The 20697-nt window shown below is 41.7% G+C and carries 21 protein-coding genes; 15 read left to right on the top strand and 6 right to left on the bottom strand.

Features of this window, described 5'->3' with window-relative positions; all coding sequences use genetic code 11:
• Positions 1 to 3: 3 nt before the first annotated feature.
• From V5739_RS06245 to panC, 3 genes are read right to left on the bottom strand one after another with little or no spacing between them, the layout of a single operon-like run.
• Positions 4 to 969 (bottom strand): lysylphosphatidylglycerol synthase transmembrane domain-containing protein, encoded by a 966-nt coding sequence (locus V5739_RS06245; protein WP_423820066.1) that lies wholly within the window; start codon positions 967 to 969, stop codon positions 4 to 6.
• Between the two features lie 3 nt (positions 970 to 972).
• On the bottom strand, positions 973 to 1323 hold the full coding sequence (gene panD / locus V5739_RS06240; protein WP_266070019.1) for an aspartate 1-decarboxylase: 351 nt from the start codon (positions 1321 to 1323) through the stop codon (positions 973 to 975).
• Between the two features lie 4 nt (positions 1324 to 1327).
• Positions 1328 to 2176, bottom strand: a complete 849-nt coding sequence (panC, locus tag V5739_RS06235) for a pantoate--beta-alanine ligase (protein ID WP_423820065.1) — start codon at positions 2174 to 2176, stop codon at positions 1328 to 1330.
• 106 nt (positions 2177 to 2282) lie between these two features.
• Here panC and V5739_RS06230 point away from each other — a divergent pair, with 106 nt between their 5' ends.
• From V5739_RS06230 to V5739_RS06210, 5 genes are all read left to right on the top strand, one after another.
• Positions 2283 to 3092: a glycogen/starch synthase gene (locus V5739_RS06230; RefSeq protein ID WP_265164961.1), complete on the top strand. Its 810-nt coding sequence runs from the start codon at positions 2283 to 2285 to the stop codon at positions 3090 to 3092.
• 32 nt (positions 3093 to 3124) lie between these two features.
• The gene (locus V5739_RS06225) at positions 3125 to 4672 is read left to right on the top strand and encodes a DUF4270 domain-containing protein (protein ID WP_423820064.1); all 1548 of its coding nucleotides are present in this window, start codon (positions 3125 to 3127) and stop codon (positions 4670 to 4672) included.
• Positions 4673 to 4675: 3 nt separating this feature from the next.
• Positions 4676 to 6526 carry a glutamine--fructose-6-phosphate transaminase (isomerizing) gene (glmS, locus tag V5739_RS06220; protein WP_423820063.1) on the top strand — a complete coding sequence of 617 codons (1851 nt, stop codon included), beginning with the start codon at positions 4676 to 4678 and terminating at the stop codon, positions 6524 to 6526.
• Between the two features lie 273 nt (positions 6527 to 6799).
• Positions 6800 to 8311 carry a F0F1 ATP synthase subunit beta gene (gene atpD / locus V5739_RS06215; RefSeq protein WP_423820062.1) on the top strand — a complete coding sequence of 504 codons (1512 nt, stop codon included), beginning with the start codon at positions 6800 to 6802 and terminating at the stop codon, positions 8309 to 8311.
• An 81-nt stretch (positions 8312 to 8392) separates the two neighbouring features.
• On the top strand, positions 8393 to 8683 hold the full coding sequence (locus V5739_RS06210) for a FoF1 ATP synthase subunit delta/epsilon (protein WP_423820061.1): 291 nt from the start codon (positions 8393 to 8395) through the stop codon (positions 8681 to 8683).
• 670 nt (positions 8684 to 9353) lie between these two features.
• On the opposite strand, the gene V5739_RS06205 is transcribed toward V5739_RS06210, so the two are convergent.
• Complete coding sequence (locus tag V5739_RS06205; RefSeq protein WP_423820060.1) at positions 9354 to 11126, bottom strand: M61 family metallopeptidase; 1773 nt, start codon at positions 11124 to 11126, stop codon at positions 9354 to 9356.
• A gap of 301 nt (positions 11127 to 11427) precedes the next feature.
• Between V5739_RS06205 and V5739_RS06200 the strand changes: the two genes are divergently transcribed.
• The 7 genes from V5739_RS06200 to mnhG are packed head-to-tail and all read left to right on the top strand — an operon-like array spanning position 11428 to position 17166.
• Positions 11428 to 13746, top strand: a complete 2319-nt coding sequence (locus V5739_RS06200; protein ID WP_423820059.1) for a putative monovalent cation/H+ antiporter subunit A — start codon at positions 11428 to 11430, stop codon at positions 13744 to 13746.
• A gap of 3 nt (positions 13747 to 13749) precedes the next feature.
• Entirely contained in the window at positions 13750 to 14163 is a 414-nt protein-coding gene (locus V5739_RS06195; RefSeq protein WP_266070009.1) for a Na+/H+ antiporter subunit B, read from the top strand.
• Positions 14164 to 14166: 3 nt separating this feature from the next.
• Positions 14167 to 14520: a Na+/H+ antiporter subunit C gene (locus V5739_RS06190; protein ID WP_266070008.1), complete on the top strand. Its 354-nt coding sequence runs from the start codon at positions 14167 to 14169 to the stop codon at positions 14518 to 14520.
• Positions 14517 to 16025: a proton-conducting transporter membrane subunit gene (locus tag V5739_RS06185; protein WP_423820058.1), complete on the top strand. Its 1509-nt coding sequence runs from the start codon at positions 14517 to 14519 to the stop codon at positions 16023 to 16025. The genes V5739_RS06190 and V5739_RS06185 overlap by 4 nt, the downstream gene beginning before the upstream one ends.
• 6 nt (positions 16026 to 16031) lie before the next feature.
• Entirely contained in the window at positions 16032 to 16508 is a 477-nt protein-coding gene (locus V5739_RS06180) for a Na+/H+ antiporter subunit E (protein WP_266070006.1), read from the top strand.
• Positions 16505 to 16783: a cation:proton antiporter gene (locus V5739_RS06175; protein ID WP_423820057.1), complete on the top strand. Its 279-nt coding sequence runs from the start codon at positions 16505 to 16507 to the stop codon at positions 16781 to 16783. The genes V5739_RS06180 and V5739_RS06175 overlap by 4 nt, the downstream gene beginning before the upstream one ends.
• A complete protein-coding gene (mnhG, locus tag V5739_RS06170) occupies positions 16780 to 17166 on the top strand; it encodes a monovalent cation/H(+) antiporter subunit G (RefSeq protein ID WP_423820056.1) in 387 nt (128 codons plus the stop codon). Before V5739_RS06175 ends, mnhG begins: the two co-directional genes overlap by 4 nt.
• On the opposite strand, the gene V5739_RS06165 is transcribed toward mnhG, so the two are convergent.
• On the bottom strand, positions 17163 to 17612 hold the full coding sequence (locus V5739_RS06165) for an MgtC/SapB family protein (RefSeq protein WP_423820055.1): 450 nt from the start codon (positions 17610 to 17612) through the stop codon (positions 17163 to 17165). The two genes, mnhG and V5739_RS06165, sit on opposite strands and share 4 nt — an antisense overlap.
• A 105-nt stretch (positions 17613 to 17717) precedes the next feature.
• Here V5739_RS06165 and V5739_RS06160 point away from each other — a divergent pair, with 105 nt between their 5' ends.
• From V5739_RS06160 to V5739_RS06150, 3 genes are all read left to right on the top strand, one after another.
• Positions 17718 to 18131, top strand: coding sequence for a DUF2007 domain-containing protein (locus V5739_RS06160; protein WP_423820054.1), 414 nt, complete (start codon positions 17718 to 17720; stop codon positions 18129 to 18131).
• 221 nt (positions 18132 to 18352) lie between these two features.
• Complete coding sequence (locus V5739_RS06155) at positions 18353 to 18940, top strand: SET domain-containing protein (RefSeq protein WP_423820053.1); 588 nt, start codon at positions 18353 to 18355, stop codon at positions 18938 to 18940.
• 260 nt (positions 18941 to 19200) lie between these two features.
• Complete coding sequence (locus V5739_RS06150; protein ID WP_423820052.1) at positions 19201 to 20106, top strand: cupin-like domain-containing protein; 906 nt, start codon at positions 19201 to 19203, stop codon at positions 20104 to 20106.
• A 3-nt stretch (positions 20107 to 20109) separates the two neighbouring features.
• On the opposite strand, the gene V5739_RS06145 is transcribed toward V5739_RS06150, so the two are convergent.
• Positions 20110 to 20592, bottom strand: coding sequence for a regulatory protein RecX (locus V5739_RS06145; RefSeq protein WP_423820051.1), 483 nt, complete (start codon positions 20590 to 20592; stop codon positions 20110 to 20112).
• Positions 20593 to 20697: the final 105 nt, after the last annotated feature.

The raw sequence follows: 20697 nt of genomic DNA, 5'->3' as shown, positions 1-20697 counted from the left end.
ATTTTATTTCTTTTGATTGTAAATTGGAAGAAATAAGAAGGAAAGTCCGCCGAGAATAACTACCATAAGGGTTTGGGATCCCCACATGATCCATCCAAAGGCTTCCCCGGCCTGTTGATTGATCCCAAAAAGAAGCAGGACAGCACCCATTGCTATGGGGTAAACCCCTATCCCTCCATTAGTTGTGGTAATAGCAAAGGAGCCGGCAATAAAGGCAGCCATGAAGCCTGCCAGAGACAGCGAATTAGTTTCGGGAATAGCGTATTTGATGACGTAGAACATCAACAGGTACATGGTCCAGATAAAGAGGGTGTGAAAAAGGAATTCTTTTTTCTTCTTCATCCTTACAATACTGCGCATACCTTCAAGCAATCCCCGTGCAAAATCTCTTATTTTGATCATTAAAGGGTGATTAGAACGCCGCACCAGGTTGAGAAAAAAGACACCAATAATGATAAGCACAAGCAGTATCCCCATGGAGAGGAAAGGGTTGATGTTGTTGTTTTCGAAATAATTGATAAGGTTTTCGGTTTGAATGAGGAAGCCGAAGGTGGTAATGAGCAGCACCATTGCCAAATCGGCTATTCTTTCTGAAACTATGGTTCCAAAAGCTTTATCAAAAGGAACATTCTCATATGTAGAAATAGTTGCTCCACGCAATACTTCACCAGATCTTGGTACACCCAGATTTGCGAGATAACCTCCCATTACAGCCATAAAACTGTTGGCAAGCCGGGGCTTATATCCTAATGGTTCCAGAAGATACTTCCAGCGATAGGCACGGGAAAGATGAGATAGTATTCCGCAGAAAACACTTAAAAAAACCCATTTTAGGTCGGCAAGGAGAATGTTGTTCCATAGTTCCTGTCGCTCCAGGGGAGTTGCGCTGCTAAGGGAATACCATATCAAAAAGATTCCCAGTAATAGGGGAAGAAAAGTTTTCGATAACCTGAAAATTTTTTTCTTCAAGAGTTAATTGAGGAGATTGGTTTCTTCGTTAGGGAACACAAGAGAGGGCTTAAAACTTTTAGCTTCTTCAATATCCATAATAGCGTAGGTGATAAGAATAAGGATATCTCCTTTTGCCACTTTGCGGGCCGCAGCACCGTTAAGGGTGATCTCGCCACTGTTGCGGGGCCCCGGGATTGCGTAGGTTTCAAGTCTTTCACCGTTGTTGTTGTTCACGATTTGCACTTTTTCACCTTCAATGATATTGGCTGCGTCCATAAGATCTTCATCAATAGTAATACTGCCAATGTAGTTAAGATCTGCACCGGTGACTTTTACGCGATGAATTTTTGATTTTACAACGTGGATTTGCATACTGCTAATTTAAAGCTATATTATCAATTAACCTGATGTCGCCAGAATAGGCGGCAATAAAGGCGCGATACTTCTTTGTCATATCTTCTTCCTGTACACTCAACAGGTTGTCTGCATTGGCTATTTCAAAATATTCCAGAAGCAGGCCGGGTTGAGATTCGAACTGGTTAGACACCCAGGTGGTAATCTCTTTAGCACTTTTTGTGCCAAAATCCTCCTTCACTTTTTGCAGAATCTCGTAAATGAATGCAGCCTTTTGTCGTTCGCCGGCGCTTAACCTTTCATTGCGGGAACTTCGGGCCAATCCGTTCTTTTCCCGGTATATAGGGCAGCCTATCACTTCAACATTCAATCCCTGTTTTTCTACCAGTTTCTTTATAATTTGTAATTGCTGGTAGTCTTTTTCTCCAAAAAAGGCTTTATCGGGCTCTACCATTTCAAATAACCTTTTAACGATGGTTCCTACCCCGTTAAAATGGCCACTCCTGTACTTTCCTTCCATTTGATATTCCAGCCCGTCAAAGGAAAATTCTTCCGAAGAAATGCTGTCGCCATACATTTCGGATGCTGTGGGGGAAAAGACAATTACATCATCGCTCAACTTTTTTATGAGCTCCACATCCTTCTCGAGTGTGCGCGGATATTTTTGAAGATCCTCGGGGTTATTAAATTGCGTGGGATTGACAAAAATACTTACAACTACCTTATCACAAGTAGAAAGGGCCTGTTCAATTAGAGAGAGGTGACCCTCGTGTAATGCTCCCATGGTGGGAACAAAACCTATACTGTGCCGGTTATTTTTTAAGGCTCTAACCAGCTTCCTGAGAGCTTCCTTCTCCTTTAAAATCTGCATCTTATTCCAAAATTAAGGGCCTGCAAACTTAATATAATACTGGCAATCTGCATAAAATTTTGTATTTTTGCGTGTTTTTATTTTATAACAGCATTAAAGTGATCCTATGAAAGATAAGAGGATATTGTACGTATCATCTGAAGTTATTCCCTACTTGCCCGAAACCGAAATTTCATCTATGTCTTTTGAAGCCCCCCGAATGGTTAACAACCAAGGAGGTCAAATTCGCATATTTATGCCCCGGTTTGGGAACATCAATGAGAGAAGGCATCAGCTTCATGAGGTCATTAGACTTTCTGGAATGAACCTGGTTATCAACGACCTTGATATGCCACTAATTATTAAAGTAGCATCTATTCCCAAAGAGAGAATGCAGGTGTACTTTATAGACAACGAAGATTATTTTAAAAGAAAGGCAACTCTTACAGATGAAGAGGGGAACCTTTTCCCCGATAATGATGAAAGAGCTATTTTCTTCGCGAAAGGAGTGATTGAAACTGTTAAAAAACTCAACTGGTCACCAGATGTTATACACGTGAATGGATGGTTGTCTTCCTTGCTGCCACTATATCTTCGCAACTATTATGGCAACGAGCCTTTGTTCAATGAAGCAAAAATTGTTACCTCGGTATACAATCAGGACTTTGATGGAACGTTAGATAATCAAATGTATAAGAAAGTTTTATTTGATGGTCTTGAAAACGAACAGGTGAAACACCTTAAGAAACCCTCTTACGTGAATATAATGAAAACAGCCGTAGATAATTCTGATGCTGTTGTTATCGCCGGAGATAATATTCCCGATGAGTTAAAGAAATATTTGAGTAAACTTGACAAGCCGGTATTAGGTTATAAGAACCGGGAAGAATTTGCCCAGGCTTATCAGGAATTTTATACCACAAAGGTGCTATCATAATTAGAAAAAAATCAATGAATTTAAAGAATATAATGTTGAAAACAACAACAGTTTTGGCTGTTGTTTTTTTGTTTGGAGCTTGCGAAGATGATTTTCAAACTCTTGGGAGTGATGTAATTGGAGAACCTGGCTTTGATGCCAGTGTCTATGATGAAACATTGATCTCTGCACATTCTTACGATCTTCCTCCTGTACAAACCAACAGTTTGCCTCTTAACCTTCTTGGGGTTTATACCGATAATGTTTTTGGAACACAGGAAGCAAGCGTGCTGTCTAACCTCGAACTTAGCTCATTGGATCCTTCTTTTGGGACCGATCCTGTGGTTGACAGTGTGGTGCTTACTATTCCTTATTTTTCTCATGAAGTACTTAAGAATGACAAGGTGGAGTATGTTCTCGATTCTGTTTACGGAAGCACCCCCATCAGGCTCTCAGTTTACGAATCTGGTTACTTTCTGAATAATTACGATCCCGACACAAATTTTGAGCAAACCCAGAAGTATTATTCCAATCTGGAGCCAAAGATCATGAACAACATCAATCCGGAGCCAATTTACGAGAGGGATAATTTTATTCCTTCTTCCAAAGGCTATTTGGAGTATAGTGTTGATGCTATGGGGGTTGCAGATACTGTGGTTATGGCTCCGGCTTTAAGGTTGAAGCTGAAAAACGATTTCTTCCAGAAGAAGATTCTTGACAAGGCAGGTAGTTCGGTTTTGCTTAATCAGGATAACTTCAGGAACTACTTTAGGGGGCTTTATTTAAAAGCTGATAAAGTAGGCGCCGGTGGTGCGATGATGCTACTTAATCTACTTGATTCAGATGCCGGAATTACTATTTACTACAAGACAAAAATTGTTGATGGGAATGATTCCGACGATGATGGAGACAGGGAAGAACTTATTGAAGGAAGAAGAGCCTTTAGTTTAGACTTTGGTGGTGTGCGGGTAAATACTTTTCAGCAGGAAGCACCACAGTATGACGACCAAAATCTCTACCTTAAAGGTGGGGAAGGTTCTATGGCGGTCATAGATCTTTTCTCTGGCCCCGATGCTAATAACGATGGGGTTTCAGATGAACTTGAAGCGCTAAGGGAGAATAACTGGCTCATAAATGAAGCACATCTCGAATTCTTTGTGAATAGAGATTACATTAGCGATGTAGATGAGGCTGAGAGGGTCTATCTTTATGATTTAAAGAATAATACTATATTGGCCGATTATATTTTGGATGCAAACGGGCAGCCAAACGGCATGGCTTCAGTTTCAAACCGTCGCCATCTCGAACCATTAGAAAGAGATGAAGATGGGAAGGGAATAAGTTACAAGGTCAGGATTACCCGATATGTAGATCAGCTTTTAAATCAGGATTCTACAAATGTTAAGCTGGGGCTGGTAGTAACACAAAATGTAAATTTAATATCGACATACAAAGTATTGCCTTCGGCTAATCCTGAAGTGGATAGAGTTCCGGGGGGTGCTTTAATAACACCAGAGGCTACTGTTCTTTATGGCCCGGATGCACAGAATGAGGATAAGCGCCTCAAGCTGAAGATTTATTATACAGAACCAAAGAATTAGAATATGTGTGGGATAGTAGGATATATTGGTCACAGAGAAGCATATCCAATTGTATTGAAAGGACTTCAAAGACTGGAGTACAGGGGGTATGATAGTGCGGGCATAGCACTGTATGATGACAAAAATTTAAAAGTAAGTAAGACAAAGGGAAAGGTAGCCGATCTTAAGGCGAAGATGGAGAGTGAACTCGATAGTACTTCGGGTACACTTGGCATTGGTCACACCAGGTGGGCAACTCACGGTGTACCTAATGATGTCAATTCCCATCCTCATCTTTCAAATTCCGGAGATCTTGTGATCATCCATAACGGGATTATTGAAAATTATGAGAGTCTTAAAAAAGAATTGACCAAGCGCGGATACAAATTTGAGTCTGATACCGATACCGAAGTTTTGGTGAATCTTATTGAAGATGTTATTGCCAAAGAAGGCGTCAAGCTTGGTAAAGCTGTGCAAATTGCACTTAATCAAACTGTAGGGGCTTATGCCATAGCTGTTTTTGACAAGAAGAAGCCCAATGAAATTGTGGTGGCTCGTTTAGGAAGTCCGCTTGCGATTGGCGTTGGGAAAGATGAATATTTCATAGCTTCAGATGCCTCTCCGTTTATTGAATTTACCAATAATGCAATTTACCTTGAAGATGGTGAAATGGCTGTGGTAAGACGCGACAAAGGAGTAAAGGTGAGAAAGATCCAGGATGATTCCCTGGTCGATCCTTATATTCAGGAGTTGCAGCTCAACCTGGAGCAAATCGAAAAGAACAATTTTGATCACTTTATGCTCAAGGAGATCTATGAGCAACCCAATGCAATAAAAGACACCTACCGTGGAAGGTTACATGCAGAAGAAGGTATTATTCGCATGGCAGGGATAGATGATAACCTTGAACGTTTTCTCAATGCACGCCGAATTATTATTGTGGCTTGTGGTACCTCATGGCATGCCGGGCTGGTAGCCGAGTACATTTTTGAAGATCTTGCGCGTATTCCTGTTGAAGTAGAATATGCTTCAGAATTTAGATACCGTAATCCAATTATCAATTCAGATGATGTTGTGATCGCTATTTCTCAAAGTGGGGAAACAGCCGATACTATGGCGGCTATTAAGCTTGCCAAAGAAAAAGGAGCTTTTGTGTTTGGGGTCTGTAACGTGGTTGGATCTTCCATTTCAAGAGAGACCAATGCGGGCGCTTATACCCACGCAGGTCCCGAAATTGGGGTGGCTTCAACAAAGGCCTTTACTACGCAAATCACCGTACTTACCTTGATCGCTTTAAAGCTTGCTAAGGCTAAAGGAAGTATGTCGAATACCGATTTCCATATGCACCTGCAGGAGCTCGAAACTATTCCTCAAAAAATAGAGATCGCGCTACAGGGAAATGATCATATAAAAGAAGTAGCTTTCAAATATAAAGATGCACGCAACTGCCTGTATCTTGGTCGTGGGTTTAACTTCCCCGTTGCTTTGGAAGGAGCTTTAAAACTTAAGGAGATCTCTTACATTCATGCTGAAGGTTATCCTGCTGCCGAAATGAAACACGGCCCTATTGCTCTTATTGATGAAGAGATGCCTGTAGTGGTGATCGCTACCCGAAAAGGACATTATGAAAAGGTGGTAAGTAATATTCAGGAAATAAAATCCAGACAGGGTAAAATAATCGGGATAGTTACTGAAGGAGATACTAGTGTGCGTGATCTTGCCGATTACGTGATCGAAGTACCCGATACTATCGAGTCGCTTACACCGCTTATTACCACGATTCCGTTGCAGTTACTTTCTTACCACATTGCAGTAATGTTGGGTAAAAATGTAGACCAGCCAAGGAACCTTGCAAAATCGGTTACAGTAGAATAAAATTTTATTGCTGAAGTTTTTCTGAAAGTCAGCAACTCTTGCGGACTTTCTTTCTTTAACACCTTCTAAAAATGTCATTTTTGGAAGGTGTTTTTACTTCGGAAAGATCCAGATTGCGCTTTAGTGAAAAAGTTATTATTTCTCTTAGAGACTTTTATACAAAAAAACTATCTTTGCAGCCTGAAAAAGACAACGGCTTTTTATGAAGATTTAAAAGTTGTTACTGGTTCTTTTTTAGGTATTTATAAAAACTCAATATTAAAGGAATAGATAATGTCTAAAGTTACAGGTAAAGTTGCACAGGTTATCGGCCCTGTTGTTGACGTTAAGTTTGACACAGAGAATGCTGAATTGCCAAGGATCTATGATTCACTTGAAATTACCAGGAAAGATGGATCTGTATTGGTTCTTGAGGTTCAATCTCACATTGGAGAAGAAACAGTAAGAACAGTTTCTATGGATTCTACCGATGGTTTGAGCCGGGGGGTTGAGGTGCTTGCAACTGGAGCGCCTATCCAGATGCCAATTGGTAAGGAAGTTTTTGGTCGTTTGTTCAACGTGATTGGTGATGCTATTGACGGTCTTGGTAATATACCTAAAGCCGCAGAGAAAGGTTTGCCAATTCACAGAGAGGCTCCAAAATTTGAAGATCTATCTGTTTCTACTGAAGTTCTATTTACCGGGATCAAGGTTATTGACCTTATTGAGCCTTACGCAAAAGGAGGTAAAATTGGTCTTTTTGGAGGTGCAGGGGTTGGTAAGACAGTACTTATCCAGGAGTTGATCAACAACATTGCAAAAGGTCACGGTGGTCTTTCGGTATTCGCCGGGGTTGGTGAAAGAACCAGAGAAGGAAATGACCTTTTGAGAGAGATGCTTGAATCTGGAATTATTAGATATGGAGAAGACTTTATGCATTCTATGGAAGAAGGCGGATGGGATCTTCAAAAAGTAGATAAAAATGCACTTTTAGATTCTAAAGCTACTTTCGTGTTCGGGCAAATGAACGAACCTCCAGGGGCACGTGCTCGTGTGGCTCTTTCGGGTCTTACCATTGCTGAATACTTCCGTGATGGAGCCGGAGAAGGTCAGGGGAAAGACGTACTTTTCTTCGTAGATAACATCTTCCGTTTCACACAGGCAGGTTCTGAGGTATCTGCACTTCTTGGACGTATGCCATCTGCGGTAGGTTACCAGCCTACACTTGCAACAGAGATGGGTGCGATGCAGGAGCGTATTACTTCTACCAAGAATGGATCTATTACATCTGTACAGGCGGTTTACGTACCTGCAGATGACTTGACAGACCCGGCACCGGCTACGACCTTTGCCCACCTTGATGCAACAACTGTACTTTCACGTAAGATTGCCGAGCTTGGTATTTACCCTGCGGTAGATCCTCTTGACTCTACTTCACGTATTCTTACAGCTGATATTCTTGGTGCCGATCATTATAATTGTGCTCAGAGAGTAAAAGAGTTACTACAGCGATATAAAGAACTTCAGGATATTATTGCCATTCTTGGTATGGAAGAACTTTCTGAAGAAGATAAACTGGCCGTGTCACGCGCAAGAAGGGTGCAGCGTTTCCTTTCTCAGCCGTTCCACGTAGCCGAGCAGTTTACAGGTCTTAAAGGAGTACTTGTAGACATTAAAGACACCATCAAAGGATTCAACATGATCATGGATGGAGAGCTTGATCACCTGCCCGAAGCTGCCTTTAACCTTAAAGGTACTATCGAAGAGGCTATCGAAGCCGGTGAGAAAATGTTAGCTGAAGCTTAATAGTATTGAGTAGTGAGTAGTTAGTATTGAGATATTTCTTGATCTAATTACTCAATACTCAATTCTCAATACTAAAGAAATATGTATTTAGAAATAGTTACTCCTGAAGCGGTTTTGCTTAGTGTAGAAGTTGATTCTGTGAGTGTGCCGGGAGTTGAAGGGCAGTTCCAGATGTTGAACAACCACGCCCCCATAGTTTCGGTGCTTTCAAAAGGGGAGATCAAAGTATTTACCCATTCTCATCCTGTAAATTCTGAAGATCTTGCCAAAAGCTTCAAAAGAGATGCAACTGACAGTAAGATCCTAATCCTTCCTGTAGAAGGTGGAGTGGTAGAGATGAAAGATAATAAGGTCATCGTTCTGGCTGACTAAGCTGAAAAGAAATATATTTTAAAAATCCCGTTGTGAAAGCAACGGGATTTTTTGTTTCAAAATTAGCTGACAATGCCGCTCCTCTGGAGCTCCATTTTTGAAGTGCCCTTGATTAGCTATAAATATGTCGCTCCTCCGGAGCTAAAGCTGGGATGAAAATTTTTCATATGCTGTAGATGGTGTGCCGCTCCTCCGGAGCTTAGGATAATGGTATGCCGTTCCTCTGAAGTTCCTTTTTTAAAAGATGATTCTTCTATGAATATGTCGCTCCTCCGGAGGTTTGAGACATTTTTGGGCTAAAGCCGGGATGAAAATTTTTCATATGCTGCAGATGGTGTGCCGCTCCTCCGGAGCTTAGGAGCATCCTTTGGTTAAAACCCTTTTGAAGGAAATTTTCTTTATCCTCTGGCTGAAGCCGGAGGCCATCTATGTTTATTAGTCTGTGGCGAATCCGAAGGAGTTTTGGAAATTGAGCCTCGGAGAGGCGGCATATTTATAGTAGAAGAGCAATCCGCTAATAAAAGAGCTCCAGAGGAGCGACATTCCTCATAATAAACTGCCCCGGGCTTCAGTCCGGGGCAAAATTAAATTGAGGTGTAAGGTCTTTAGCCCAGGCTTTTCTGTAGAACCAAGCCATAGGTCAAAATTTAATTGCCAACAGCTCAAAACTTTATTTTGCTGACAACCATTCCTTTCTGGCTATTACAGCTTTTGAAGAAGCATTCTTATCTATTGAGATCTCAAAGCTAGGATCAGCTTCTAAAGTGATAGTTTTATGCATCTTTTTTCCGAAGCGTTCAATTTCAAGTTTTAGCTGGTCTCCCGGTTTATACTGCCCGAATTCATCTTCCCAGGAGCTATCTGCTTTGGGAGTGGTGCCATTTACAGATAAAATCCGGTCGCCAATATCGAGTCCGGCCTTGTAGGCTGGAGCATTCTTCTTCGGATTGCTGTTTATGTAAAAACCTTCATCATCCTTTTGAACTGAGGCTCCAAAAATGGCATTTTTGGAATCCCTTTTTAGAAGGAGTCCAACTTCAGCAAGTAGTTGTTCATAATTCGGCATTTCGCTTTTGTAGATGTACTTTCCGAAGTAATCTTCAGCAAAATCACTTCCTGCGTATGCGGCAAGTACATTCTGAAGATCTTTCAGCTCATACGGAATTTCGGGTTCGCCGTATTTTTCCCAAACCAGTTGCATAAAAGCATCAAGATTTTGCCCTTTTTGACGCAGCTGTAAATCGAGAGCCAGGCCGAGCATGCTTCCGTAGGAATAGTAGGAGATAAATGTATTTTCCCTGTTTACAGGATCAATAGAAGCCGCTGCATCTACAAACGGCGCCTGATAGCTCATCTCTACCGGGTTAAAATATGCTCGTGCAGGAGAATTCCACACGTAATTGAAGGTGCCGTTGAGGCCTTTGGCATAAGCTTCAGGAGTGATTATTCCTGCGCGGGTAAGGGTGAGCCCGGTGTAGTAGCTGGTGAATCCTTCGGCAAACCATAGGAGGCCGCTCATGTTAGCTTCAGTAAAATCGAAAGGTTCAAGAGATTGGGGTCGTATCCTTTCCACATTCCAGGCATGAAAAAACTCGTGTGCAACAGTGCCAATGTTGCCATCCATTCCGCCTTCTGCCAGGCTTGATGTACTGGTTAAGACCGTGCTGTTCCTGTGTTCCATACCGTCGCCAGAAACCTGTGGCATATAACAGGCCAGGAAAGTATATTTTTTGAAGTCAAATTCTGGTAACTCTCCAAAAATGGCTTTTTGCTGTCTTACTATTTCTTTGGTCTTTTCCCAGTATTCATCAAATTCCTGAGAAGTACCGGGGTGGTGCAGTGTAAATCTTACCACCTGCCCGTCAATTTCAAATTCCCTGCTGTCAAAATTGCTGATTTCAGTAGGACTGTCCATGAAGTAATAAAGATCTGGGGCGTAATATGTATTGCCGTCAATTTGCTTCAGCTGGGTTGCGATCTTCCAATCAGGAAATTGTTGGGTGTCAAAAATGACTTCTACAGGCCTTTGCTTCAGAGATTCTGAATACATAAAAGTGGCGGGAATATTAAGGTGCGCATGGGTTTGGTCAATTTGAGTATAAGTTCCGTCGGCGCGGTTTCCGAAGAGAATATATTCAAGATTTACCTGTCCGTCATGACCTGTAATAATCCAGGAGTAGGGGTCGGGTCTTAAAATCTCCAGTTGTTCCCCTTTAGTGTTTGTTGCCTTTACCCCGTAGACATTTTTGGCAAATTCATGCAGGGCATAACGGCCGGGAGAGGTGCGGCTCATTCGCACGATAAGGCTATCCTGCTCAAGATCGGGAAATGAAATTTTAATGTTGGCCTCGTGGTGTTCTGCATTTTCAAACGAAATGTGGTAGGTGTTTTTCTGGGCAATACAAACGGAAGTTGCAAGGAGAAAAAGGATAAGGATACGCATAGAAAAAATTTTGCCTGAAAATAGAAAAATTTGGGGAGACTGCTGCTCCTGAAGGAATTATCTATAGTTTGAGCAGCAGCAGATCTTTTGTAGTTTGAAAGTACCTGAGTTTCAGAAAGAAAATTTCTGCTGCAGAAGCTGTTGTAGTTCCCCCGAATTAAATAAAAGACAACTTCCTCCACATTTTTTGTACATAAATCTCACAATTTTTTGAAATTCGGTAGTCGTAAAAAGCGTCAATGGGTTTAAATCCTCAGTTTTTCCTGCTATATTTGTCTTTCCAGTTATTTGAACGTTCCCTATGCTTTCAGCTATACTTTTAGGTTTTATCTTTTCCATTTTCCTGGTCTTTGCCGGAAAATTTTTCAAAGGTAAACTTGCTGTACTTTCATCACTCGTTCCGCTGGTGTTGTTCCTGTACTTTCTTTCGTTTATCCCACAGGTAGCCAATGGCGAGGTGATAAGGGCCAATTACGAGTGGGTGCCAAGTTTGGGGCTCAATCTCGACTTTGCTCTCGATGGGCTTTCCCTGCTGTTTTCGCTTTTAATTACAGGAATTGGATTCCTGGTTTTTGCCTATACCGCGGCCTACTTAAAGGGGCATGATTACCTGGACAGGTTTTACGGGTATCTTGGTATGTTTATGGGTGCCATGCTGGGCCTTGTTTTGAGCGACAACCTGCTCTCTATGTTTATCTTTTGGGAGTTGACAAGTATAAGTTCCTTTTTTCTTATTGGGTTTAATAATACAAGTGAAGCCTCACGAAAATCGGCTGTGCTTGCTCTTGCTATAACAGGATCTGGAGGGTTTCTTTTACTTGCGGGGGCGCTATTGCTGGGAGGCGTGGCAGGGACTTACAGTATTAGTGAGATGGTGGGGCTTAGCGACAGCATTGTTCAAAGCGAATCTTACCTCTGGATTGTCCTTCTCATTTTTGGGGCAGCTTTCACAAAATCGGCGCAGTTTCCATTCCATTTTTGGCTTCCGGGAGCTATGAAGGCGCCAACTCCGGTATCTACCTACCTGCATTCGGCTACCATGGTCAAGGCAGGGATTTATCTTTTGTTGAGATTTACACCTGTATTGGGAGGAGAGGATATTTGGAATACCACGCTTATTACTGTGGGGGGAATTACCATGTTCTATGCTGCCGTGCACACCCTTTTCAGGACCGATCTTAAAGGAGTTTTGGCTTATTCTACCATTGCGGTTCTGGGACTCCTGGTCTTTCTTATTGGGTTGGGAACAGAATATGCTTTGACGGCTGCGGCTGTTTATATCATTGTTCATGCGCTCTATAAAGCCACTTTATTCCTGGTAACAGGTATTATTGATCACGAAACGGGTACGCGAGATGTCACTCGTCTTGCCGGATTGCGTAAAGTGATGTTCCCTGTTGCAATTGCAGGTTTTCTGGCTGCACTATCCAGTGCGGGAATGCCGCCTTTTGTGGGGTTTGTAGGAAAAGACCTGGTTTATGAATCTACACTTCATATGGGCTCCTGGGCCATAGTTCTTACAGTTTTAGCTATAGCCACAAATATCCTGGTGCTTTATGCAGGCTTTGTTGCCGGAATAAAACCTTTTACGGGTAAACTTCTTGAAAGTTTTTCAAAAGTGCACCTGCCCAGCTTTCTCATGTGGCTTCCCCCGGTGATCCTTGCGGTGCTTGGATTGATTGTGGGTATTTTCCCCGGCCTCATAGACGGGCCACTGGTTCAGCCGGTAGTAAATGCAGTGGGAATAGATGATTCTGAGCTGCATCTCAAGTTGTGGCACGGTTTCAACACCGTATTGGGATTAAGTGCTCTTACCCTGGGAGTCGGTTTTCTCCTGTACTTTCTTGTAAAACCATCTAAAGCCAAAGAAAAAGGTGTGGCACGATTTGACTTTATTGCGCCTCTTACTCTGGTAAACAACTTCGGAAATAGTTTCAGGACGTTTTCAAACTGGTGGACGCGCATCTTCCAAAATGGTTTTCTTCGGAATTACGTTTCCACAATCATACTGTTCCTGGTGGTGCTGGTAGGATACTCTCTTTTTTCTGACCATGACGGGATACCTATAGATTTTTCTTCGTTCTCAAGAATGACCTATTATGAAATGATCATCATGGGAATCATGTTCCTGGCAATACTTTTTGTGGTAGGGGCGAGATCGAGATTAACAGCCGTGGTAGCCATGGGGGTTGTAGGTTATGCTATATGCCTCATGTTTGTGATATACAGCGCACCCGACCTTGCAATGACGCAGTTCTCTATTGATACCCTTACGGTGATATTATTTGTTTTGGTACTTTCGAGTCTGCCGAAGTATCTTTCAATCTCCGATTATAAGATGAAAGCCATAGACGGGGTACTCTCAGTTTCTTTTGGTATTCTTATTACACTCATCGCTCTTGAAGTCCTGGGAGAACCGGTGAACAAAGAAGTGAGTAATTTCTATGCAGATAATGCCTATGTCATGGCAAAAGGGAAGAATGTGGTCAACGTTATCCTGGTAGATTTTAGAGGGGTTGATACGCTAATGGAAATATCGGTGCTTACCATAGCAGCCATAGGAGTATTCAGCCTGCTTAAGCTTAGGTTGAAAAGAGATGACAGGGAACTAAAAGATTAAAACATGAAGACAATTATACTACGTACCGCTTCCAATTATATGTTGCCGTTGCTTCTTGTGTTCTCGGTATTCATACTGCTTAGAGGTCATTACCTGCCGGGTGGAGGCTTTGTGGGAGGTTTGATTGCTTCTATTGCTTTTGTACTGCATGCTTTTGCAAACGGACTTGGAGATACACGGCAGCTGATAAGATTTCATCCCGGGTTTTTAATGCCTACAGGGTTGACCGTATCTTTTTTAAGTGGTGTTTCTCCCATCATCTTTGCAGGAAAACCCCTTATGACCGGTTTATGGTATCCTCATCATTTACCCATAGTGGGAAATTTAGGATCGGCCCTGTTTTTTGATATTGGCGTTTACCTGGTAGTACTGGGAGTGACCTTAACTATTATATTCACTATATCTGAATCTGTATAACCTATGGAAGTACTTTTAGCGATCATGGTGGGTACGCTGTATGCTTCGGGCATATATATGATTCTTAGGCGCAGTTTAGTGAAGCTCATTATTGGCATTATCCTTTTAGGAAATGGAGCAAACCTGCTTATTTTCCTTCTTGGTCGCATAGCCAAAGGCTCACCACCTATCATCCCCGGAGATTCAAAAGTTTTTCTTGAAGCTTATTCCGATCCGCTTCCGCAGGCACTTATACTTACAGCTATTGTCATCAGTTTTGGTTTGCAGTCATTTGCTATTGTGCTTGTAAAAAGAGCTCATAAAGTGGTGAAGACCGATGATCTTGATGAAATGAACGCAACAGACGAATACTCATGATCGAACAGTTAGTTATTTATCCCCTTATAACACAAATGCTCCTGGCAATTGTGCTCATGTTCTTTTGGAGCCGAATTAGGTGGCAAAGAGTGGTAAGCATATTGGGAAGCCTAATAAACCTGGGAATGGCCATATGGTTGTTTGTTACGGTGTGGCAGGGAGGAACACTTTCTATACAGGCAGGAAACTGGGAGGCGCCATTCGGTATAACCTTTGTAGCCGATACTTTTGCAGCAACCCTTGTCTTGCTTACTGCTATTGCAGGTGTTGCAGTGTCCAGCTTCTCGGCCGGATCTGTCATTCCGGCCCGTTTAAAATTCGGTTTTTTCCCCATTTTTCATTTTCTGTTGCTGGGGTTAAACGGTGCTTTTCTTACTGGTGATATCTTTAACCTCTATGTGTGGTTTGAGATTATCATTATCACCTCTTTTGTCTTGCTCACAATTGGGGGCGAGAAGGCACAGCTTGAAGGGGCTGTAAAATATTTCACACTTAACATCCTGGCTTCAATTGTATTTCTTACTGCCATAGCAGTTCTGTACGGACTCACAGGAAGCCTTAACATGGCCGATCTGGCATCAAAGGTTGCAGCAGTAGAGAATCGTACTCTTGTGCAGGTAAATGCATTATTGTTCTTAGTTGGCTTCGGAATTAAATCGGCACTGTTTCCGCTTTACTTCTGGCTGCCGGCCTCTTATCACACCCCGCCATCGGCTGTTTCTGCCATTTTTGGAGGCTTACTCACAAAAGTGGGTGTATACGCTTTGATAAGGGTGTTTACGCTCATTTTTGAAGTAGACCCATTCCTGCAGAACGTTCTGCTCGCTGTAGCCGTTCTTACGCTCTTTAGTGGTGCTGTAGGTGCAATTGTTCAGAATAACATCCGAAAGATATTTTCTTACCTGGTGATTTGCCATATAGGTTATATGATAGCCGGTCTGGGAATGATGACCGAAATGGCCATAGCAGGAGCTATTTTTTACCTTATTCACGATATCATGGTGAAAACAAACCTGTTTATGATGAGTGGGGTGATCTACAAGATCAAGGCAAACCACAACATCAGGAAACTGGGAGATTTTTACGCCGATCATCCAAAGTTAAGCCTGCTGTTTGCAATCCCGCTGTTTTCCCTGGTGGGGATACCGCCTTTATCAGGTTTCTGGCCTAAGCTTTCTTTGATATCTGAAGGATGGTTTACAGAGAATTATATAGTAATAGGAGCCATAATTTTTGCCAGCTTTATAACCCTGGTTGTAATTATTAAGCTGTGGGGAGAAGTGTTTTGGAAGACGGGAGAGAAATTACCTGAAGTGCGGAATTTTCCGTACTTTAATAAGTTGACGAATATTAAAAAGACTCAAATGCTGGCGCCAATTATTCTCCTTTCTATTGTAAGTCTTTATCTTGGATTTGGGGCAGGGAATATTCAAAATCTGGCTGAAAGGATTGCATTTGAACTTATGGACAATCAGGAATATATTAATACGGTACTAAGTAAATAAAAGAAGATGAAAAACCGGTTTTTAGCAAATTTACTCCTCACATTTATCTGGGTGGCGCTTACCGGAAGCTTTACTATTGCCAATATTTTATTCGGATTTATCCTCAGTTATTTTGTGCTTTTTATCATCACCCGGGGCAGCGGCCGTGCCAGGTATTTTAAGCTGGTGCCAAAACTTATAGGCTTTTTCTTTTACTTTCTTTACCAGCTGGTAAAGGCAAATGTACAGGTGGCCTGGGAAGTAGGCACACCAAAGCTGCATATGACGCCCGGTATTGTGGGAGTCCCTCTTGACGTACAGTCTGATGCGCAAATCACCCTATTGGCCAATATGATCACGCTTACTCCGGGAACGCTTAGCCTTGATGTTTCCGAAGATAAAAAGGTGCTGTACGTTTATTCCATGTATATCACAAACAGGGAAGAATTCATCAGGGAAATCAAGAACGGATTTGAAAAACGCATTTTAGAGATCTCTTCATGACATTAGACTATTATTTATATTATATAATCCTGCCGGCACTATCTATTGCGATCTTGCTGGTTTTCTTCAGGTTCTTTAAAGGGCCCACAATCTCCGACAGGGTAGTGGCAGTAGACCTGCTGGTAACCATGGGAATTGGTGTTATAGCCGTGTACAGCATCCTATCTCATCAACCCACTTTTTTAGATATCGCACTAATCTTGGCCCTTATTGGATTTTTGGCTACGGTGGCGTACTCTTTTTATATTCAAAAACGTAAAGACAGGGACAAATGATAGTAGATACAATTATAGGAATTATAGCAACCCTGGGAACTCTTTTTGTACTGTTGGCCGGTGTTGGAATCCTGCGAATGCCCGATACCTATCTTAGAATGGCAGTGACCACCAAAGCAGCAACTTTAGGTATAGGGTTGATCTTACTGGCTGCAGCCGTCTACTTTAATGACCTCTCAACAACCACCCGCGTTTTGGCAGTTATAATTTTTATCCTATTAACTGCTCCAGTTGGGGCCCATCTTATAGGCAAGGCTTCTTACATTAAAGGAAATAAACTCTGGGAAAAGACCATTATGGATGATCTGGAAGGCAAATACAGAAAAACTGGTAAAAACATTAGCCTGCCCCGAAACATGGATCATGACAAAGAAAAATATTAGTCATCTATCTTCTCTTCCTCTTCATGACCAAAGACCTTTGATATAAAACGGTCTACCGGGTTAAAGACTACATTGACAAATACAATTACTGCAACCAGTAGAAAAAGTTCTTTAAACTTTCCAATAGCAGCAAGGCATCCGGCTCCGGCGCTACACCAAACGGTTGCAGCTGTGGTGAGGCCCCTTACAATTGTCCCTTTGTGCAAAATTACCCCGGCACCAATAAAGCCAATACCTGTCACCACCTGCCCAATTACCCTTGTGGTATCAACATAATCATCCCCGGCAAAACTAAGGGAACTAAGAACAAAAACTGCCGCTCCCAGGGAAACCAAAGCATTGGTTTTTAGACCTGCGTTCTTGTTGTGAATTTCCCGCTCTATTCCAATAAATAATCCTGCAAGCAGGGCCGCACCAATTCTTAATCCGAAGTCCAGTAGCTCCATTTTATTCTTAACTTAGCTTCTAATGCCTAAGTTAACATTAAAAATACACAGTTTCAATTCAAAAGGGGATTATTCAGGCTTAACAGAGGTTCTAAAAATGGTATTATGAGAGAAGAATTTTCAAACGTTGCTGTTTTTCAATATTCGGCGGAAGCCCAGATCCTTAAAGGCCGGTTAGAGGCTGAAGGGATCCAAACTTTCATGATAGATAATCATACCATAGACACAGATCCGCTGGTGAGCAACGCCATTGGCGGGGTGAAGCTAAGGGTTCGCAAAGAAGACCGGGAAGAGGCTCTTCGGGTGCTTTCCGCTGTTAGTAAATACTCTGTTGATGATGTGGGCAGGCAAATTAGCTGCCCGTATTGTAACAGCTCAAAAGTTGAAATCTTTACCAGTGTCAAAAGTGTTAAATCCTTCTTCTTTTTTTGTCTCTCATTTCTGGTAATTGCCCTGCCTCTCTACATGAAAAGAAATTATCACTGCACAAACTGTAAACATGAATTTAAGCTGAAGTGACCTGGGTTAATTGGATTGCTTATAAATTAATTTTTCAGCTTTAAACAAAACAAGCTATTATTTGCTGATTTAAATTTCTTTCCACCATTTTTCTTCGGAAGTATTATTGAAACCTTCCGCAGAAAGCTACAGAATATGAGGTTTTTAAAATATTCCTGAAGCTGAAAATTTTTTACGTTGCCAATCCAATTTTTGTACTTTAGAAAGAAAATCAGTTGCTTATGATGCATCCAGATACAGAAGTGCGTTTTATTAATGAGATCATTGGCTATGGGGTAGTGGCTAAAAAATTTATTCCAAAAGGAACCATTACCTGGGTGCAGGATCCGCTAGATCGGGTGCTTACTGGCGGCGAGGTAGAACGTATGCACCCACACGTACAGGAGCAGGTGGATAAATATTCCTTCCGGAATAATAAAGGGGAATATGTGCTTTGCTGGGATCTTGCCAAGTACGTGAACCATAGCTTCAACGCCAATTGCCTTTCTTCGGCTTACGATTTTGAGGTTGCCGTTCGGGATATTCAGCCGGGAGAACAATTGACCGATGATTACGGATATCTGAACATTTCTGAACCCTTTAAAGCGGTAGATGAAGGTACCGGGCGAGATACTGTTTATCCCGATGATCTTTTGAAGTATCACGAGGAATGGGACCGGCAGCTACAGGATGCTTTTGAGAATTTTGAACAGGTTGAGCAGCCACTGAAACATTTAATTTCTTCTAATGTGCTTGAAAAGCTCAAGGCGAAGCTTTCACAAAATGAACCTCTCGATTCTATTCTGAACTTGTATTACAGGGAAAAATAGGTGGCTGAGGTTCCGGTAATTTAGGTTTGGCTAATTTTGTTGATCCCAAATATTAACCAAGCCAGCTTTTATTAGAAATGAGAGAAAGTTCTCTATTTTGGCCTTCCAAACAGGGGCTTTTGATTATTTTTGATCAGGTAATTATTTCATGGCAACTAAATTTAACCGGTGTGGGGAAAAGAGCCTTGAAATCAATAATTATTGCTGCCCGGCAGAAGACGAATAATGTAGGCCCTTCATTAAACAGGAAATAGGGAAAGATGAAAGAGAGACTTGAATTAGCTGAAATCCCAAGAGAAAAAAAGATCTCCAAAAAAGACTTTTTAGAGAGGTATGTAAAACCGCAAAAGCCGGTGGTTATAGAGCAGCTAATAGAAGACTGGCCCGCTTATATCAAATGGAATCTCGAATACATCAGGGAGGTGGCAGGAGATAAAACCGTGCCTCTTTTTGATGGTAAAAAGACTATTTCTTCAAAATATAAATTTAATGAGCCGCATCTTCATATGAAGATGAGCGAGTACATTGATCTTATCCAAAAAGGCCCCACCAGCTATCGGATTTTTCTTTATCATTTGCTGCGCGAAGTTCCTGGGCTTCAAAAGGATTTTAGTTTTCCAAAAATAGGGCTGCGCATCCTAAAGCAGATCCCTATGCTGTTCTTTGGCGGAGAGAATTCCAAAGTCTTTATGCATTACGACATAGACTATGCTAATATTCTGCATTTCCATTTTCATGGCAGGAAACGCTGTATTCTCTTTCCCCCTTCAGAAACAAAATATCTTTATAAAGTGCCTCATGCCCTTATTACGCGCGAAGATATCGACTTCATGAACCCCGATTTAGATCAATTCCCTGCGCTTCGGAAAGCCAAAGGAATGGTAACCGAGCTTAGGCATGGAGAAACGCTTTACATGCCCGAAGGCTACTGGCATCAAATGACTTATCTCACCCCGGGTTTTTCTATGAGCCTGCGTGCAGCACCAAGAAATATTGAAAACCTGGGTAAAGCACTATATAACCTGTTTTTTATGCGACATTTTGATAATGCGATGCGCAGGTGGAAAGGCCAGAAATGGATAGATTACAAGAACAAACAGGCTGTTAAAAGAACGAACAAACGGGCAGAAACCTTTAAAAAGGGCAAATCTGGCTCTCATTTTTGAAACTTATACCTGTATAAGGTCTTCTGTAACTTCATAGACCAGGGAGCTTTCGTAACCTTTCCGGATGAGGTAATCACCCAGCTTTTTCTTTAATTTGAACTTATCTTCTTCAGAAAGAAGATTGAGTTTTTTCTCTGCAAGCTCATAGAGTGTGGTTGTGTAAACACTTTCCTCAATCTCGGTCATGGCCATTTTTATAATGGGAGAAGAGATTTCCCTGGCTTTTAGCTCCTGCTGAATTTTATATCGTCCCCATTTTTTTATCCGGAATTTACCCCGTACAAAACTGCGGGCAAAACGTTCTTCATTGAGAAAATCTTCCTGCATCAGTTTTATGATGATCTCTTCACGGGCAGCAGGGATCATACGCATTTCAAGAAGCTTATCTTCAACCTCTTTCTGTGACCTGTCACGATAAGCGCAGTATTGCATCAGCTTAAGAGTGGCTTCCTTGACGGTATATGATTTTCCAGCTTCTTTGTTCAAGATATATGATTCAAAATTGGAGGTCAAAAATACAATTTTAAGCCTGCAGTAACTTTAGACAAATTGATAAAATATCTTGTTTTTTGCGCTTAAATCTTAAAGCGA

Source organism: Salinimicrobium sp. TIG7-5_MAKvit (assembly GCF_049569215.1).
Lineage (GTDB): Bacteria > Bacteroidota > Bacteroidia > Flavobacteriales > Flavobacteriaceae > Salinimicrobium > Salinimicrobium profundisediminis.
This window is presented reverse-complemented; position numbering and strand designations above follow the sequence as displayed.